Origin of the sequence: Bartonella grahamii subsp. shimonis (assembly GCF_036327415.1) — a bacterium.
In the GTDB taxonomy this organism is placed as follows: Bacteria; Pseudomonadota; Alphaproteobacteria; order Rhizobiales; family Rhizobiaceae; genus Bartonella; species Bartonella shimonis.
Map to the genome: position 1 here is coordinate 1336836 of NZ_CP123961.1, position 14748 is coordinate 1351583.

Below are 14748 nucleotides of genomic sequence, written 5' to 3' on the forward strand. Positions count from 1 at the left end.
GGGAGGGACACACAAACTTATGTATCGCACTCAAAATGTCACAGTGCATGTCAATGGTGCGCGTGATCCTGTTGCCACTGATCAAACGGTTGCCCACGCCATTCAACGGGCACGCGCCAATGCCTTGCATGGGGGAACAGAATGAAGGGGGACACACAAACTTATGTATCGCACTCAAAATGTCACAGTGCATGTCAATGGCGCGCGTGATCCTGTTGCCACTGATCAAACGGTTGCCCACGCCATTCAACGGGCACGCGCCAATGCCTTGCATGGGGGAACAGAATGAGGGGAGGGACACACAAACTTATGTATCGCACTCAAAATGTCATGGTGCATGTCAATGGTGCGCGTGATCCTGTTGCCACTGATCAAACGGTTGCCCACGTCATTCAACGGGCACGCGCCAATGTTCTGCATGGGGAACAGAATGAGGGGGGAGACACAAACTTATGTATCGCACTCAAAATGTCACGGTGCATGTCAATGGCGCGCGTGACCCTGTTGCTGCCGGTCAAACGGTTGCTTACGCCATTCAACGGGCACGCGCCAATGTTCTGCATGGGGAACAGAATGAGGGGGGGAAGGCAATGAGGGGAGAGGCATAATGGTGTAGGAGAGAGGCAATGATAAGTTTTGAAAGAGACAACAGGCTGGAAGGGATACAATAATGGGAGGGGAGGGAGCTTATGAGAGATCCTTTGATGATGTTAGGTCCGCATCAATTTTATGTGGATTGGCTGAATTTCCAATCCTTTGAAGAAGAGTTTTCTGCCTCATGGGTTTGTATGGAGCGTTTTGGCAGGTCTCCCAGTTTGCAATTTACCGGCTATGGCAATGATCCCAAAACCATTCATGGCGTTTGGTTTCCAGAAGAATTTGGTGATCGGGTAGCCATTGATGCCATCACCACAACGATCAAAAGAGCAAAGCCGGTCCAGATGCTTCGTTGGATCAATGATACCACCTATAGTGTCCTTCTCCATGGACCCGTGGTGATCACCAGTATCACGAAAGACCACGACTATATCAGTCGCTCTGGTCACTCACAGCGCATCCGCTATTCCATTACGCTCTTGCCCTTTTTTAATGGCGGAAAACCACAAGGACAAACCCAAGAGGGGCAATATCAAGTGGGGCAATATCAAGTGGGGCAATATCAAGTGGGGCAAATTCCATGAAGATACCAGCAAAGCGTGTTGTTGTAGAGCTAGAGGACATGAGTCTCGATCTCATCTGCTTTCACCATGCTATGGTTGTGTTAGGGGACCGGAGGCAGGCTGGTTTACTCAAAGGCTATTTAGAAGCCACATTGGAAGCCAATCCAGAGATTGCCAAATATGGTGTTCTTTTACCGCGAGGCTTAAAAGTCTTTTTACCTGAATTTGTGTTGTCTAATCCCCAAAGCACGGTGACACGGCTATGGGATTAATGCGTACACACCCTTTTATTGTGGTCAAGGTGGGAGACAAACCTGTTCACGCGGTTTTTTACCAGCGTCTTTTAATCGCAACCATTACAGACCATGCCGGGAATGAAGCCGATACATTTGAAGCAGAGTTTGATGATAGTGGCAATGATTTAGAGGTTCCCTCAAGCAACAGTGCGCTCCAGGTGATCTTTGGCTATGAGAACAGCATCAGTGCTTTTATGGGGTGTTTTGTTATCGAATCGGTTGTAAGCTCAGGGGGCAGTGATGGAGAGATCTTGCGTCTTTGCGGCAAAAGTGCCTCGATGCGTAAAGAACTCAAAGAACAGGTGAGTGAACATTTTGACCATAAAACCATTGGCGAGATTGTCGAGACACTCGCCAAACGCCACGGCTATCAAGCAAAGGTCAGTCCCCAGTTTACCAAACAAACTTTGCCTTATGTGGTGCGTACAGATCAATCGGCTGTTGATTTTTTAACCCGCCTTGCTGACCGCATGCGGGCACGTTTTTTAATCAAGGACAATAAGTTTTTGTTTTTAAGCGGAGATAATTTACCCGTATTCAAACTTCATAAATACGACTGTTCCAACTGGGAGTTCACCCTCGAGCCACGCACGCAATATGGCACCATTGAAGCTGCTTATTTTGATCGCTCAAAAGGGCAGCAATGCCAAGTCAAGCATCAGACAGGGTTTAGCGGTCCCGTGCGTCGTCTGCGCACTTGTTACACCTGTAAGGAAGAAGCACAAGCTGCTGCTGCATCAGAATCAGACCGACTTTGCCGTGCTGTGGGCAGTGGTTCTTTGACCCTTGCGGGGCGACCAGAAATCATGGCGGATCAACCGCTTCTCTTGCAAGGGTTTCGAGGCGAAATCAATGGTCTATGGAAAGCCGCTACCGTCACCCACCGCTATGAAAAACAAAGCGGGTTACACCACAGAAATTACCTTAGAGGCACCAGACAAGGGAAAAGAAAGCAATGAGAACATTGAACATGCTAAAAACAGAGAAACCAAGAGATAACTTTGCTTCTTCTTTTCGTCAACTTCCCCATAATATTGAAGCTGAACAGGCATTACTTGGAGCAATCCTGATTAATAATAATGCACTCGATCGCGTTTCAGACTTTCTCAAAGCAGAACATTTTTTTGAAACGCTCCATCAAAAGATTTTTGAGATTGTCTTACAAATTATTCAAAAGGGTCATCTTGCAAACCCCATTACAATCAAGCCCTATATCCAAATGGAAGGAAAAGTTGGAGATATTACTGTATACCAATATGTTGTTCGCTTAGCCACAGAGGCAGTCACTATTATTAACGCTGAAGATTATGGACGCGTCATTTATGATCTTTTTATCCGCCGGTCTTTGATTAATCTTGGCAATGAAGTTGCCAATACAGCTTTTGATGCGCCTGTCGAATTTACACCTTCCCAACAAATTGAAACGATTGAAAATCAGTTATTTGAATTGGCAGAAAAAGGCAAATATGGGGGTGGGTTTGAAAACTTTGATACAGCCATTGCAAAAGCACTTAACATGGCAAGCGCTGCAAAAAAGCGTTCCTCACAGCTCTCTGGGATCGCTACCCATATCAAAACCCTGGATGAGAAAATGGGGGGGCTACAGCCATCTGATTTGATTATCATAGCGGGGCGCCCTGGGATGGGGAAAACCTCCCTGGCGACCAATATTGCTTTTAATATTGCCAATGCTTGTAAGCGTGATAACAGCCAAGAAAATGAAGGGGGGATAGTAGGATTCTTCTCACTTGAAATGTCATCTGAACAGCTTGCAACCCGTATTATCTCAGAACAAATAAAGGTTTCTTCTTCTGATATGCGTCGTGGTAATATCTCAGAAGAGCAATTTACCAACATCATTTACGCAATGCGTTCCTTACAAACAATCCCTCTTTATATTGATCAAGCGGGTGGTGTATCCCTTGCACAATTGTCCGCCCGTGCAAGGCGTCTTAAACGACAACATGGTCTAGATGTCTTGATTATTGATTATATCCAACTCATGACAAGCGGTTCAAAGCATTCATTAGAAAATCGCGTTCAAGAAATTACAGCCATTACCACCGGATTAAAAGCACTTGCAAAAGAACTCAATATTCCCATCATTGCTCTGTCACAACTTTCGCGTCAAGTTGAAAACCGAACCGATAAACGTCCACAACTCTCCGATTTACGTGAATCTGGTTCAATCGAGCAAGATGCCGACATTGTTTTGTTCATTTATCGTGAAGAATATTATCTCAAAAATGAAGAACCCAAAGAAGGCACTGCTGAGTATCACAAATGGCAAGAGGCAATGGAGCAAGCCAAGGGTAAAGCTGAGGTTATTATAGCAAAACAACGCCACGGTCCGACAGGAATCGTCCCCCTTGCATTTCAATCCGATTTTACACGCTTTAGTGATTTGGAAAAATAGGAGCAGAAAAACGCGTTAAAGGGTCTTTAAATAACCTTTAGATAAGACCTTTGAAGACCCTTTGAGAACACCTTTAAAACTCTTTGAAAAAAAATAAATTGATACAAAACCTAGTGTCAAAATATACAAAACCCGCCGACAAGCTACAACAAAAACTAGTGGCAAAATATACAAAACCCGCCGACAAGCTACAACATAAAAAATCAATAAGTTATAGCACGACAAAAGTGCTGTGGCGGAGGGGGTGGAACCATTATATTTATATATAATCAATAGGTTATATAAAAGTTCGGGAATTTTGATTCCATTGATTCTTTTAACTTATTTTATGTCTATCCCGAACTTTTTTATAGCTTATACTCAATCGTTTTATCTAGATAACTGGATTTACTGGCAGGGCGCTTGACTCTTATTTTTATTGATCGTATAGTGGCGATATACGATAAGGGGCGGTAATGGCAATTGTGAGTTTCAAACATAAGGGGTTAAAATTATTTTATACAACAGGTTCCACAAAAGCTATTCGACCAGATCACGTGAAAAAGTTACGCGTTATCTTGACAGCTTTAACAAGTGCTACGACGCCTGAAATGTTGAAGGCACCTGCCTTTAAAATGCATCCTCTTAAAGGTGAACTTACGGGATATTATTCCATATGGGTGAATGGAAATTGGCGTGTTACTTTTCGTTTTATCGGAACGGACGTGGAGCTTGTTGATTATCAAGATTACCATTGATGAAAGGAACGAAAACAAATGATGCATAACCCCGCACATCCGGGCGAAGTTCTAAAAGTAGCTTTCTTAGAAGAAATGGGGATAACAATACAAAAGTTAGCTGATCATCTCCATATGACAAGAGCTTCTCTATCAAGAGTGATTAACGGACATGCCTCTATGAGTACCGAACTTGCAGTGAAATTAGAACTAGCTGGTTTTAGTAAAGCAAAATTTTGGCTGGATATGCAAACGAATTATAATTTATGGCAAACAATGCAACAGACACAACCACCTATTTCTCCTCTGGTTTCTGATGCACCTCAAACGCCGCATTAATTTCATTCATAATTTTGACGGGGCTTTGGTTTGTTTTTTAGCAGCCACTCATTGTCCTAACTTTTTTGAAGTTTTTTGATTGCTTCTATTGCAAGTCGTTTTCTGTCGGCTGTTTTGGTATAAAGGGATGCCATTTTATCTTCTGTCCAGCCAAAAATTGCTTTGAGTTGTGATACTGTTGCACCAGAGTTAGCTGCGCGTGTTGCTGCTAATTTTCTTAATCCATGCGCCGATTTTTTAATTCCAGCCGCATTACAAGCGTCTCTAAATGTATCGCCAAAGTTTTCTTTGGAGAGTTTTTGATTAGTTTTACTACAGATGAATGTTTCTACTCCAATAGGACCAGCTTCAAGCGTTTTGGCTAATTCCGGTAAAATAGGTAGAAAGACATCTGTCTGGAATTTACTTTTTTCTGTTTTGAGATGAATGATATTATCTTTTACGTCTTTCCAACCGATACGAACGGCGTCAGCACGGCGTAGTCCCGTGTACAAAAGGACGTCAATCCATACACGTTCATGCGTACCATGATGCCATTTGTGATAATATTTCTCAACATCTTCTTCTGTCCAAACAGGAAAGACGCTTTTATTTTTAAGAGGAGGTTTTTTGACGCCTAAAGCTGGATTATTTTCCAAAAGACCTTGATCAATCGCCCAATTAAAAAGTCCATTAAGGGCTTTCAGAAAATTTCTAGCCATTGCTGGTGTTTCTTTACGCCGTTCAACACCGGCTATAATATGTTTCTTTTCAATTGCTTGGTATGGAATGTTTCCTATGGAGTCGCATATCTTCATAAGAATGTATTCTTTTTGTTTCTTTGTAGTATTAGAGTAGCTATGCCAATTAGAGCTGTTAAAGTATTGTTTAAGCAGCCATGCAAATGACCCTTCAACAAGTTTACCGGTTTTTGATTTAGGAAGTATAAGTCCTTGTAACTCGGCAAGTGCGCTTTTGTAGTTATCAACAAACTCTTGCGTTCCATAGGTACCGCGGATTCTAATGCGTTTGCCATGACCAATACGTACATACCATACAATTTTGCCATGTTGAGTAATTTGTTTAACGAGATGAGGGGGGCGTGGTTTTGGCATAAGCAATTTTACATCTTAGAGAGCGCGGTTTCGTAATATTCATTCTTTGACAAATCTAAAAGTTTGTCTGGGTGGTTAACTGAATTTGGTATTGGGATATCGGATTTAAGATAGATAAGCAGTTCACTGGTAGGTTTGATTTCTACGAGTTCACATCCTTGTTTTTTAGCTGCTCTTAAAGCGCGTGCAATGTCTGCTTGCGTTATAGTAGCTGGACGAGGCGCCATGTCTTTTCTCCTTACATTGAGATGCAATTCACGTGTGGCGTGAATCACGCTTGTGTTGAAAGTTGTTATGAAAGGGCGGGGGTGCTGGGAGGAGAGAGCACCCCCATAAGGTTAAGCAGCTTTTGTTGAGAGTTGTTTTATCTCTCGTTCTATTTCTGCTAAAAAGGCTTCAACAGCTTTATTAATCTGTTCAATTTGTTTCTCATCACGGTGGATGCGTTTGATTTTCATGCGCAAGTGAGATGATTCCCCCACAAAACGTGGGTCATAGCTTACGAAATCACACCATTGACGCTTTGTACAAGCCATTTGGAATTGTATTTGTGCGAGATATTCAGGCTTGATTTCGTCACCTATACAAAAGCGCATATGTGTTACTGATCTCGGGCATTTGACTTCGATTAAACCGTCTTCTCCAATAAGCCCATCAGGGCTAGCCCCCGCCATTTCCATTGTGGGGTGTTGGATAAACCCGCATCTTGTGACTTCTGTGTCATAAATGAAGCCATATTCTCTCAAGGCATCTTCTTCATGTTCAACGCCCCAACGCATATCTTCAGTTTCATAATGGGGGCTGGTTTCGCCTGTTAAGCGTTCTGTAATAAGTTTTATTTTGTAATCTTCATATTTGCTTGTAGGCAATCCTTTAGCTGTCTTACTGATTACGCTGTAAACATTAGATGCGGTGACTTTACCCAAGCGGGCTTGAAACCATTCTGCTGTTCTTTGTTCCATTTTACACCGCCGTTCTTTGTTCTTGTGGTGTTGGTGCATATTCAACATCTTGGATGTGAATATATTCGGCATCTTGAGTGGAGAGATCGTTTTGCTCTTGTGGTGGTAAGGATTGTTGTATTCTTTCTTTTTGTTGTCTTGCTTTTATTTCTAAAAGCCCTAAAATCTCTTGTGCTGTTTCACAAGACATCTCTGTTAGATTTTCTACCTGCGCAAAAGAGAGAAGCTTCATTTCATCGGCTTGTGTTTGTTCGATTAATTCTCTGATTTTTATCAGTATATCTTGAGAAACCAATTGTTTTTGACTGTTATGGTTTGTTTCATTGATACGAGCTGCTTCATCTTCTTCATAAATACCGGAAAATCCGAAAGCATAGCGAGCACATTGTATAGTGGCTTTGTGACGCAACATACGGGCTGGAAAATCTTTCCAAGGCTTGCTGTTTTCTTGCTTGCATTCTTTTAAATATTCCGTGACCTCTATGGGGTCTTTAATGTCTTTGAGACGTATAGCACATTTAATTGCAATGAGATTACCATCCTTATCCAATTGATCTTGAAAGGTCATGCCATCAAATTTGGGATTAGACTTTATGATCTTTATCCACCCATCAATAGAGACAACAGGAATAATGCCGCCGCCTCTTTTAGGGAGTGCATAGATTTCTTTAGTTAAAGGATTGAGCCCATAAGTTTTCGCAACAGAGATAAAAGCAGCAAATTCTTCATCAGTACAATTATGACTGATACATGTTTTGATAATTGTTTTTCGAAATTCGTCATGAGAAAATCCGTATTTTTGCGCCATAACGGTTAGGGGGGAATGTGTCATGTTTTATTTCTTTCAGTTGTACGCAATTCACCCGTGGCGTGAATCACGCTGGTGTTAAAAGTTGTTTGTGTGGTTAGAAAGGGCTTATAGAGATACTATAAGATTAGTAGTTCGTATTTCTTTTCCATGGTTTATTGCCTCTCGCCCGTTGTGATGATTTCATCATTGATGATCTCTGCGTTTCCATGAATAAATGCATAACCATAGATTTTGGCATTTCCCCCAACTTTGGCTCTGATGGAAATCAATGGACTGTCATAAATTTTAGCATTTCCATAAATTTTAGCTTTTCCACTAATAAATGCACCACCGGAAACTTGTGCATTCTCGTAGATTTGTGCACTGGCAAAAACACGAGCATGTCCAAAAATCTGCGCATTGCCAAAAATATTAGTTTCTCCGGTAACAGATGCACTACCAAAAACACATGCGTTTCCGTAAATATCAGAAATATTATCAATATAAGCTTTACCAAAAACCTTGGCTTTGTCATAAATTCTTGCACAACCATAAGCACGAGCCTTTCCGTAAACACGTGCATCCCCAAAAACCTTGGCATCACCATAGATCTTTGCATCATCACCTATCCAGCAATTGCCATCATGACTCAAGTTGTCTTCTTTTTGTATAAAACCGCCTAGGTCGTCTGCTTTAACATCATCAAAATCCCTTAAAGCACGAATGCGGTGAAGCGTTTTGCCATCAAACTCAGTTGTTTCATCAGTCATTTCGTATTTTTTCATCTGGTTTGTTCCCTAGTTGAGATTCTTTTATCGCCATCAATCCAGTCGTCCCAACATACACATGCTTCACCGTAAATTTTTGCATGACCGTAAACATGCGCATCACCGGAAACTTCTGCATTGCCGTAAACACGCGCCCTATCGTAAATGTATGCCTCACCGTAAACTTGTGCATTGCCATAAACTTCTGCATTATCAAAAACGTTCGGTTCACCGCAAATATATGCATCACCGTAAACTTCTGCATGACCGTAAATGCATGGTTCATCGAAAACTTCTGCTTTGCCATAAATACGAGAATTGTCGTAAACATATGCATAACTGTAAACTTGTGCATTTTCGTAAACCTTAGCATCATCATAAACCTTGGCTTTCCCTCCGACCCAGCAATTGCCATCATGTGAGAGGTTGCTTTCACCTTGTATAAAACCACCTAAATCGCCTTTTTTTACATCTCCAAAATCTCTTAAAGCTCTAATCCTATGAAGCGTTTTAAAGCCAACCTCTATTGTTTCACCTGTAAATTCGTATTTTCTCATCTGGTCTTTTCTCCAGTTGATATGGCGGTATAGCCGCCAACGTGTGCACCAAGATGAACTACCGCATCCCCGTAAACTTTTGCGTCACCATACACTTCTGCATTGTCATAAATTCCAGCATCACCGTAAATCCTTGCATTATCGTGCACAAGTACATAACCACCAACCAAAGCATTGTCATAAATCTCTGCACCATCATAAATCGAGGCATGCCCATAAACCCGTGCATTACCATAAACCTTGGCATTATGATAAACCCAACAGGAGTCCTCATGAGATAAATTGCCTTCACGCTCTATATAACCGCCTAGGTCACCTTTCTCGACATCAGAAAAGTCTCTCAGTGCACGAATGCGGTGGAGAGTTTTGCCATCAACCTCAATTGTTTCATCAGTCAGTTCGTATTTTTTTTCCATGGTTTATCTCTTTATTTAAAGAAGAATCTGCTTTTGCCATTTTTGCAAAAGAACGGCATTGCATTGTGTGGTAAATTTTTTGAAAATAACGGCGCTTTTAGAAACGCCCTGTATAATGAGGGTAGTTTGGAATGACATCCCAAAGAGTTAAACGGTGCTGTTGTTCATATGTCCCGTATGTTTCGTCTTCATATCGCTGCTGTTCGATTTCTTCTAAAAAAAAACCGTATGCTGAACTATGCTTAATAAAATCGTGAGGTATGTTTCCGTTGAAACACTGCTCTTCACATTCTTTAAGATAGAATTCGGCAATATCTTCAGAGATGTCTTCGCAACGGTTAGTCGTTGGTTCAATACGTAAAATTTGGACAGCATTATCGGCTTGGTCGATAAATTTTATAATGTCCTTTTCTTCGAAGAAAGTTCCATATTTAGCGAGATTTTGCTCTTCATTTTCGCACATCACTAAGAGAATTTCATCAGATTTTATGAAAACGGGTTTTGTCACAAAAGCCTCCATAAGCCCTATTGGCAACGGTTATTTTCTAAGATATGGAGTGAATATATTTTCGATTTCAGAATAAGTCAATATAAATTTTTCTAAAATAGAAAAATTTTTTTAGTGATAGACAAATAGTCTACACAAAAAAGTAATTCAAATTTCATTTCAATGTGGAGAAAACTCTGTATGAAGCAGTCTAAAAAAGCTTTAAAAATATTTTCGTCATTAACAAATGAGCAAAAACGGGTGGTTATTTTTCATCTGCTTCTTGCAAAGATCGTAGAAAAGAAATGACGGCTTTTCTATGTTCTGGTTTTGCTGAGGAATATAGTTTTAAAAAATAATCATCACAATTATCGGGTATAAAATGAGGGGGGAGAGCTTTAAAAAATGAAGTTAATCTAACGAGTTCATCAGCAGATATGCTTCTACTTTCTTTATCATCATCAATAGAAAGCATTTTAGATACAACAGATGTATGAAGTCCCATATGTTTAGCTAATTCAGTTCGGGACCCATGACCCATTGTTTTAAGTTTTTCATTTGCCCAAATTTTTATTTCTTTTTGAATATCCATACTTATCAATATTCCTGTTGTTTTAAAAAATATCAACATTTCTATTTTAGAAAAAATATTGACAATTTTTCTGTAATCGAATAAATGCCCATTTGATAAATAGAGAAATTAAGATGAATATCAAAAATTCAGCAGTTATGATTATAAAATATTTAGGCGGTGCAAAACGTGTATCATTGATTTCTCAATGCCATGTGTCTGCTGTTTATAAATGGACTTATCCTTTAAAAAAACTAGAGGGTAAAGGCGGAATTATACCAGCTAAATACCAAATTATGCTTTTGAACTACGCACGAGATCACGGCATAGATTTACGCCCTGATGATTTCTTTTATCCAGAGCGCTTGCAGAGATTAATGCAAGAGAGACAAAGAATCTCAACATCAAGGTTTACCAAAAGTTCTGGCGTTAATGCGGCGTCTGATCACAGCAACGTTGTACAGCCTTAAGGAGATGATGATGGCTGTAGAAAAGAAATATGAGTCCACAGGACATGGGATTATATTCGCACAACCTACAGAGTTTTTACATCATAGATGTGTCACTTAAACGTATACGCGCCTTAAGAGATTTTGGAAGCGTTAAAAAAGGCGACGTTGGTGGTTTTATTGAACATGAGAGTGATTTATCACACTTGGCGTATGGAGTTTGTTGCCTTCTTTTTTTAATGGAATGCGAAGCAAAACAGATTGGTCATGATGACCGTCCTCATAAAAATTAAAGGAGATAAAGATGAGTTTAAATGAAATTTTAACTGTAACATTCGCGGTGTTTGGAGCGTTGCTTATCGTGGGGATCACTTTTCGCATTCTTTTGTATTATCGAGCTCAGGCTAAAACACTTAAAGAAGAAATCGAAAATAAAAAGGGTGAGTTTGTACGGAAGCTTCAGAATATGAAAGAGGACTGGGATATTAAGATTAGAGAGAAAACTAAGCTAATTACGGAACGTGACAGAGAGATTGAGAGACTGAATCGAGGGCTTAATCAAGTGATTGAAGAAATGAAACAAAAAACAGGGGAGTATGATAAGGCGTTCAGAGATGTAAGTGAAGTTGTGACGACACTCGAAGCAGATGTTAAATCACGTGATGATGAAATTGAAAGATTAAAACAAGAGCTTAAGCCGCGTGATGAAGCAGTAAAAGCGCCGCCTCATAAGAGTAAAAAGAGTAAGAAGCAGGGTAAGTGAGGAGATAGAGATGAATGCAGGATCGTATACTGGTTTAATAGTATCTATAGCGGTAAATATTCAATTAGCTATTCAACTTTATCTATTTTATAAAGAATTACAAATAGTTAAAAAGGAAATAACGAAGAAAAATGAAAAAATATGGAGGCAAGAAGAGGAAATCCAAAGATTATCTTATCCTAGCATGTTCTCTTCTTCAAAAGATAGAAAAAAATCTGGCCAAAACTTAGTTTGAACTACTCTTTCTGGGTGATTTGATGAAGTGTGTTCAATTATAAAGATTGGTACAGTTTCGATATTTGGTTTGAGGTGGCGAACTGTGAGAAAAAATACTCTTTCTTCATCTTCCTTTAGATTAAAATAATTGCATATATCTTGCGATTTTAAGTCTGCTGTAAAAGGATTTTTAAAACTCATATATTTCTCGTTTTCGAGGATTAAAGATAGCGGATAATCTCCTAGGAAACTACCTTCAACAAATGCAAATGGGCTTTCATCAGGTATACGAAAATTATTCATTTTTATTGGATGTTTTGTAGGATTTTTTATGATTACCTCTATGTCAATAAGGAAATCTTTACCGCTCTTATGTGCGCATGGTTCTCCTTCTATAATAGGCTCTAGATTTGGACCTAAGTCTCGTCTCTCTTTTTCTTCCCATAAGATGGATAGATGTTCTTTTGCTGTTTCAGATTGTTCTTGTAATTGTCTTAGTTGTTTATTGAAATTTATAAGATCTATTTTTCGATTTCTACAACCTAACCATATTCCAAAAAATGAGATGAAAGTTGGTACTATTAATGAAATAATATCAATCACATCTTTATCTATTTGCATACTTCTTACACCCTTCTTTCCTTCATTTTCGGAAAAAAACACTTCTATAAAACACATTTTGTATGGAGTGGAGCTGTGATTAACACGATTCTTTGTTTTGATCTAGGTACCAAAACGGGGTGGGCGATACGTGGTGCAAGTGGTGACATATTCAGTGGTACCGTGAATTTTCAATCACGCCGTTTTGAAGGCGGTGGGATGCGTTATTTGCGTTTTAAGCAATGGCTATCAGAAATAAAGCAGACAGCAGGTCAAATTGACGCGGTGTATTTTGAAGAGGTGAGGCGTCATGTTGGCACGGATGCAGCGCATGTTTACGGTGGCTTGTTAGCAACGTTAACGGCGTGGTGTGAACATCATCAGATACCGTATGAGGGTATACCAGTAAGTACGATTAAGAAAGCGACGACAGGCAAGGGGAATGCGTCGAAAGAAGAGATGATTAAGGCGATATGTTCCAAAGGTCATGCGCCTTGTGATGACAACGAAGCAGATGCTTTAGCAATTTTATATTTAGTTAAAGAAAGGGAATTGGGGTATGTCCATTAAATTACCATGGACGAGGCTTTTTTCTTCACAATGGATTGTTGATGTTAGTGGCATGAGTATAGTGGAAAAAGGTCTTTATATGACACTTGTCTTATATATGTATGAAGAGCGCCGCCCTATTATTGAAGATGCTCCCAAATTAGCACGGTGGGCAGGTTGTTCAGTGAGAGTTCTAAAAAATACATTAGACATCCTATTACGTGATGAGAAGATCATACGTTTAGAAGATGGTCGTTTGTGGAGTTTAAGAGTTGAAGAAGAACTCAATAACTCAAACGAAAATTTAAACAAGTTTTCAGAGAGGGCACAGAAAGCAGCGCAAGCAAAATGGGCAAAACATCATAACGCAAAAACAATCAGTGATGATCAAGATGCTAAGCATGATGCTAACGGTATGCTTAATGATGCTAAGCATGATGCTAATGATGCTCTAAGCAATGCTAATAGCAATGCACAAGCAATGCTTAATGATGCTAAGCATGATGCTAATAGCAATGCTTGTGCAATGCTTAATGATGCTATTAACAATAACATTAACAATAACAATATATATAAAAAAACTAAAACTATCGTTTTAGCAAAAAAAGAAATTGATTTTGAAGATTTAGAAACAATCGATTTGGTTGACGAGCCAACAGAGGTTTATGCTGTTGAGAGCCAATCAGAGCAAATCGAAACGTTAGAAACAAACCAACCTCCCATTCACGAGCAAGAGAACGTTCCCAAAAAAGCAAAACGAGCGCAAGCTAATCGCGGTTGTCGCTTGCCTGCGGATTTTGAACCCGATTGCGATTTTGCCATTGCAGAGGGCTTGCCTCCAGAGCGTGTGAAAGTCGAAATTGCAAAATTTAGAGATTTTTGGAAAGCTAGAGCAGGCAAGGATGCACGCAAAACGGATTGGCAAGCAACATGGCGCAACTGGGTACGCAAGGCAATTGAAGATTTACAGAAAGGAAAAAACTATGGAAAGCCAAGCACTGAAACAACAGAACAGCAGCGTGGATGGAGTTATCGCGTTGCACAGCACATGTCCAATATCAAAAATTCAGATAGTGTGTACAAATTTCTATTCGAGGATGACAACCGAACCACCATTCCATTGGAAAACGGGGCAAAAACCATTGATTGCAGAAGCGGAGAGAATTACCTCATTAGTCCATGATGCGTTGCAAAAGCTTGAAAAGAAAGCGACTGAAGAAGAAATTCAAACAACGTATATTGTCCTTTCAAATGGACTTAAGAGCCCCATGGGATCAGATGAAAAAGCGACAGCGCTTGCGTATCTTTACGCTCTTGAAGGCATAAGCAGCTGGGTATTGCAAACAGCAACAAAGAACGCTTTGAAAGGCAAAGCAGAGGGCTTAAATGCAACCTTTATGCCATCAACAGCTGATTTTTATTGTTACTGCGAAAAACTTGAAAGCGATATTCGTTTTCGTGCAAACCGCATTCTTAGAAACCTTGAAAAGCCTGAGGCAACAGAAAAATCACAAGAGGTACCGTTAACCTCGGACCGCATTGAAAAGCCTCAGAGAATTCTTGAAGAGGTTTTAAAAGGTATTGAAGGATAAACAGCAAA

Annotated in this window: 24 protein-coding genes and 1 pseudogene; 15 read left to right on the forward strand and 10 right to left on the reverse strand. The window is 40.0% G+C overall.

Translation table 11 applies throughout. The annotated features are described in order from the left end of the window. Positions 1-19 precede the first annotated feature (19 nt). The 9 genes and pseudogenes from QHG57_RS05805 to QHG57_RS05845 all read left to right on the forward strand — a co-directional run bounded on the left by QHG57_RS05805 (position 20) and on the right by QHG57_RS05845 (position 4927). Positions 20-145, forward strand: a complete 126-nt coding sequence (locus QHG57_RS05805) for a hypothetical protein (RefSeq protein ID WP_330168490.1) — start codon at positions 20-22, stop codon at positions 143-145. 18 nt (positions 146-163) lie between these two features. Further along, on the forward strand, positions 164-289 hold the full coding sequence (locus tag QHG57_RS05810) for a hypothetical protein (protein WP_330168490.1): 126 nt from the start codon (positions 164-166) through the stop codon (positions 287-289). Between the two features lie 163 nt (positions 290-452). Further along, on the forward strand, positions 453-608 hold the full coding sequence (locus QHG57_RS05815; protein ID WP_330168897.1) for a hypothetical protein: 156 nt from the start codon (positions 453-455) through the stop codon (positions 606-608). Between the two features lie 81 nt (positions 609-689). Then, entirely contained in the window at positions 690-1181 is a 492-nt protein-coding gene (locus tag QHG57_RS05820) for a phage tail protein (protein ID WP_330168898.1), read from the forward strand. Then, positions 1178-1432 (forward strand): tail protein X, encoded by a 255-nt coding sequence (locus tag QHG57_RS05825; RefSeq protein WP_330168899.1) that lies wholly within the window; start codon positions 1178-1180, stop codon positions 1430-1432. Before QHG57_RS05820 ends, QHG57_RS05825 begins: the two co-directional genes overlap by 4 nt. Next, positions 1432-2455 (forward strand): annotated as a pseudogene (locus tag QHG57_RS05830) (phage late control D family protein). The gene QHG57_RS05825 and the pseudogene QHG57_RS05830 overlap by 1 nt, the downstream one beginning before the upstream one ends. Next, positions 2412-3872: a replicative DNA helicase gene (locus tag QHG57_RS05835; protein ID WP_330168900.1), complete on the forward strand. Its 1461-nt coding sequence runs from the start codon at positions 2412-2414 to the stop codon at positions 3870-3872. The pseudogene QHG57_RS05830 and the gene QHG57_RS05835 overlap by 44 nt, the downstream one beginning before the upstream one ends. Positions 3873-4327: 455 nt before the next feature. Then, positions 4328-4609 (forward strand): type II toxin-antitoxin system RelE/ParE family toxin, encoded by a 282-nt coding sequence (locus QHG57_RS05840; protein ID WP_273788906.1) that lies wholly within the window; start codon positions 4328-4330, stop codon positions 4607-4609. Between the two features lie 18 nt (positions 4610-4627). Next, positions 4628-4927: a HigA family addiction module antitoxin gene (locus QHG57_RS05845; protein ID WP_330168901.1), complete on the forward strand. Its 300-nt coding sequence runs from the start codon at positions 4628-4630 to the stop codon at positions 4925-4927. 56 nt (positions 4928-4983) lie between these two features. Here QHG57_RS05845 and QHG57_RS05850 read toward each other — a convergent pair whose 3' ends face one another. From QHG57_RS05850 to QHG57_RS05890, 9 genes are all read right to left on the reverse strand, one after another. Continuing rightward, a complete protein-coding gene (locus QHG57_RS05850) occupies positions 4984-6021 on the reverse strand; it encodes a tyrosine-type recombinase/integrase (RefSeq protein ID WP_330168902.1) in 1038 nt (345 codons plus the stop codon). Positions 6022-6029: 8 nt separating this feature from the next. After that, positions 6030-6248 carry a hypothetical protein gene (locus QHG57_RS05855; RefSeq protein WP_330168903.1) on the reverse strand — a complete coding sequence of 73 codons (219 nt, stop codon included), beginning with the start codon at positions 6246-6248 and terminating at the stop codon, positions 6030-6032. A gap of 111 nt (positions 6249-6359) precedes the next feature. Next, positions 6360-6983, reverse strand: coding sequence for a lambda exonuclease family protein (locus tag QHG57_RS05860; protein ID WP_317993855.1), 624 nt, complete (start codon positions 6981-6983; stop codon positions 6360-6362). Position 6984: 1 nt separating this feature from the next. Further along, the gene (bet, locus tag QHG57_RS05865) at positions 6985-7815 is read right to left on the reverse strand and encodes a phage recombination protein Bet (RefSeq protein ID WP_330168184.1); all 831 of its coding nucleotides are present in this window, start codon (positions 7813-7815) and stop codon (positions 6985-6987) included. Between the two features lie 131 nt (positions 7816-7946). Further along, positions 7947-8558 carry an LbetaH domain-containing protein gene (locus QHG57_RS05870; RefSeq protein WP_330168904.1) on the reverse strand — a complete coding sequence of 204 codons (612 nt, stop codon included), beginning with the start codon at positions 8556-8558 and terminating at the stop codon, positions 7947-7949. Then, positions 8555-9097, reverse strand: a complete 543-nt coding sequence (locus QHG57_RS05875; protein ID WP_330168905.1) for a hypothetical protein — start codon at positions 9095-9097, stop codon at positions 8555-8557. The genes QHG57_RS05870 and QHG57_RS05875 overlap by 4 nt, the downstream gene beginning before the upstream one ends. Next, the gene (locus tag QHG57_RS05880) at positions 9094-9513 is read right to left on the reverse strand and encodes a hypothetical protein (protein WP_317993851.1); all 420 of its coding nucleotides are present in this window, start codon (positions 9511-9513) and stop codon (positions 9094-9096) included. Before QHG57_RS05880 ends, QHG57_RS05875 begins: the two co-directional genes overlap by 4 nt. Before the next feature lie 97 nt (positions 9514-9610). Further along, positions 9611-10021, reverse strand: coding sequence for a hypothetical protein (locus QHG57_RS05885; protein WP_330167520.1), 411 nt, complete (start codon positions 10019-10021; stop codon positions 9611-9613). 244 nt (positions 10022-10265) lie between these two features. Then, complete coding sequence (locus QHG57_RS05890; protein ID WP_330167521.1) at positions 10266-10592, reverse strand: hypothetical protein; 327 nt, start codon at positions 10590-10592, stop codon at positions 10266-10268. Positions 10593-10705: 113 nt separating this feature from the next. Here QHG57_RS05890 and QHG57_RS05895 point away from each other — a divergent pair, with 113 nt between their 5' ends. Genes QHG57_RS05895 through QHG57_RS05905 form a run of 3 tightly spaced genes read left to right on the forward strand, consistent with a single transcriptional unit; the run spans position 10706 to position 11783 of the window. Next, positions 10706-11041, forward strand: coding sequence for a hypothetical protein (locus tag QHG57_RS05895; RefSeq protein ID WP_330168906.1), 336 nt, complete (start codon positions 10706-10708; stop codon positions 11039-11041). Between the two features lie 29 nt (positions 11042-11070). Continuing rightward, positions 11071-11313, forward strand: coding sequence for a hypothetical protein (locus tag QHG57_RS05900; protein ID WP_330168907.1), 243 nt, complete (start codon positions 11071-11073; stop codon positions 11311-11313). A gap of 11 nt (positions 11314-11324) precedes the next feature. Then, the gene (locus QHG57_RS05905) at positions 11325-11783 is read left to right on the forward strand and encodes a hypothetical protein (RefSeq protein WP_330168908.1); all 459 of its coding nucleotides are present in this window, start codon (positions 11325-11327) and stop codon (positions 11781-11783) included. A 174-nt stretch (positions 11784-11957) separates the two neighbouring features. On the opposite strand, the gene QHG57_RS05910 is transcribed toward QHG57_RS05905, so the two are convergent. Then, positions 11958-12620, reverse strand: coding sequence for a hypothetical protein (locus QHG57_RS05910; RefSeq protein WP_317993846.1), 663 nt, complete (start codon positions 12618-12620; stop codon positions 11958-11960). Between the two features lie 75 nt (positions 12621-12695). Here QHG57_RS05910 and QHG57_RS05915 point away from each other — a divergent pair, with 75 nt between their 5' ends. From QHG57_RS05915 to QHG57_RS05925, 3 genes are read left to right on the forward strand one after another with little or no spacing between them, the layout of a single operon-like run. Continuing rightward, the gene (locus tag QHG57_RS05915) at positions 12696-13169 is read left to right on the forward strand and encodes a crossover junction endodeoxyribonuclease RuvC (protein WP_317993845.1); all 474 of its coding nucleotides are present in this window, start codon (positions 12696-12698) and stop codon (positions 13167-13169) included. Continuing rightward, positions 13159-14331, forward strand: a complete 1173-nt coding sequence (locus QHG57_RS05920; protein ID WP_330168909.1) for a DUF1376 domain-containing protein — start codon at positions 13159-13161, stop codon at positions 14329-14331. Before QHG57_RS05915 ends, QHG57_RS05920 begins: the two co-directional genes overlap by 11 nt. Beyond that, positions 14291-14740 carry a hypothetical protein gene (locus QHG57_RS05925; protein WP_330167526.1) on the forward strand — a complete coding sequence of 150 codons (450 nt, stop codon included), beginning with the start codon at positions 14291-14293 and terminating at the stop codon, positions 14738-14740. Before QHG57_RS05920 ends, QHG57_RS05925 begins: the two co-directional genes overlap by 41 nt. Positions 14741-14748: the final 8 nt, after the last annotated feature.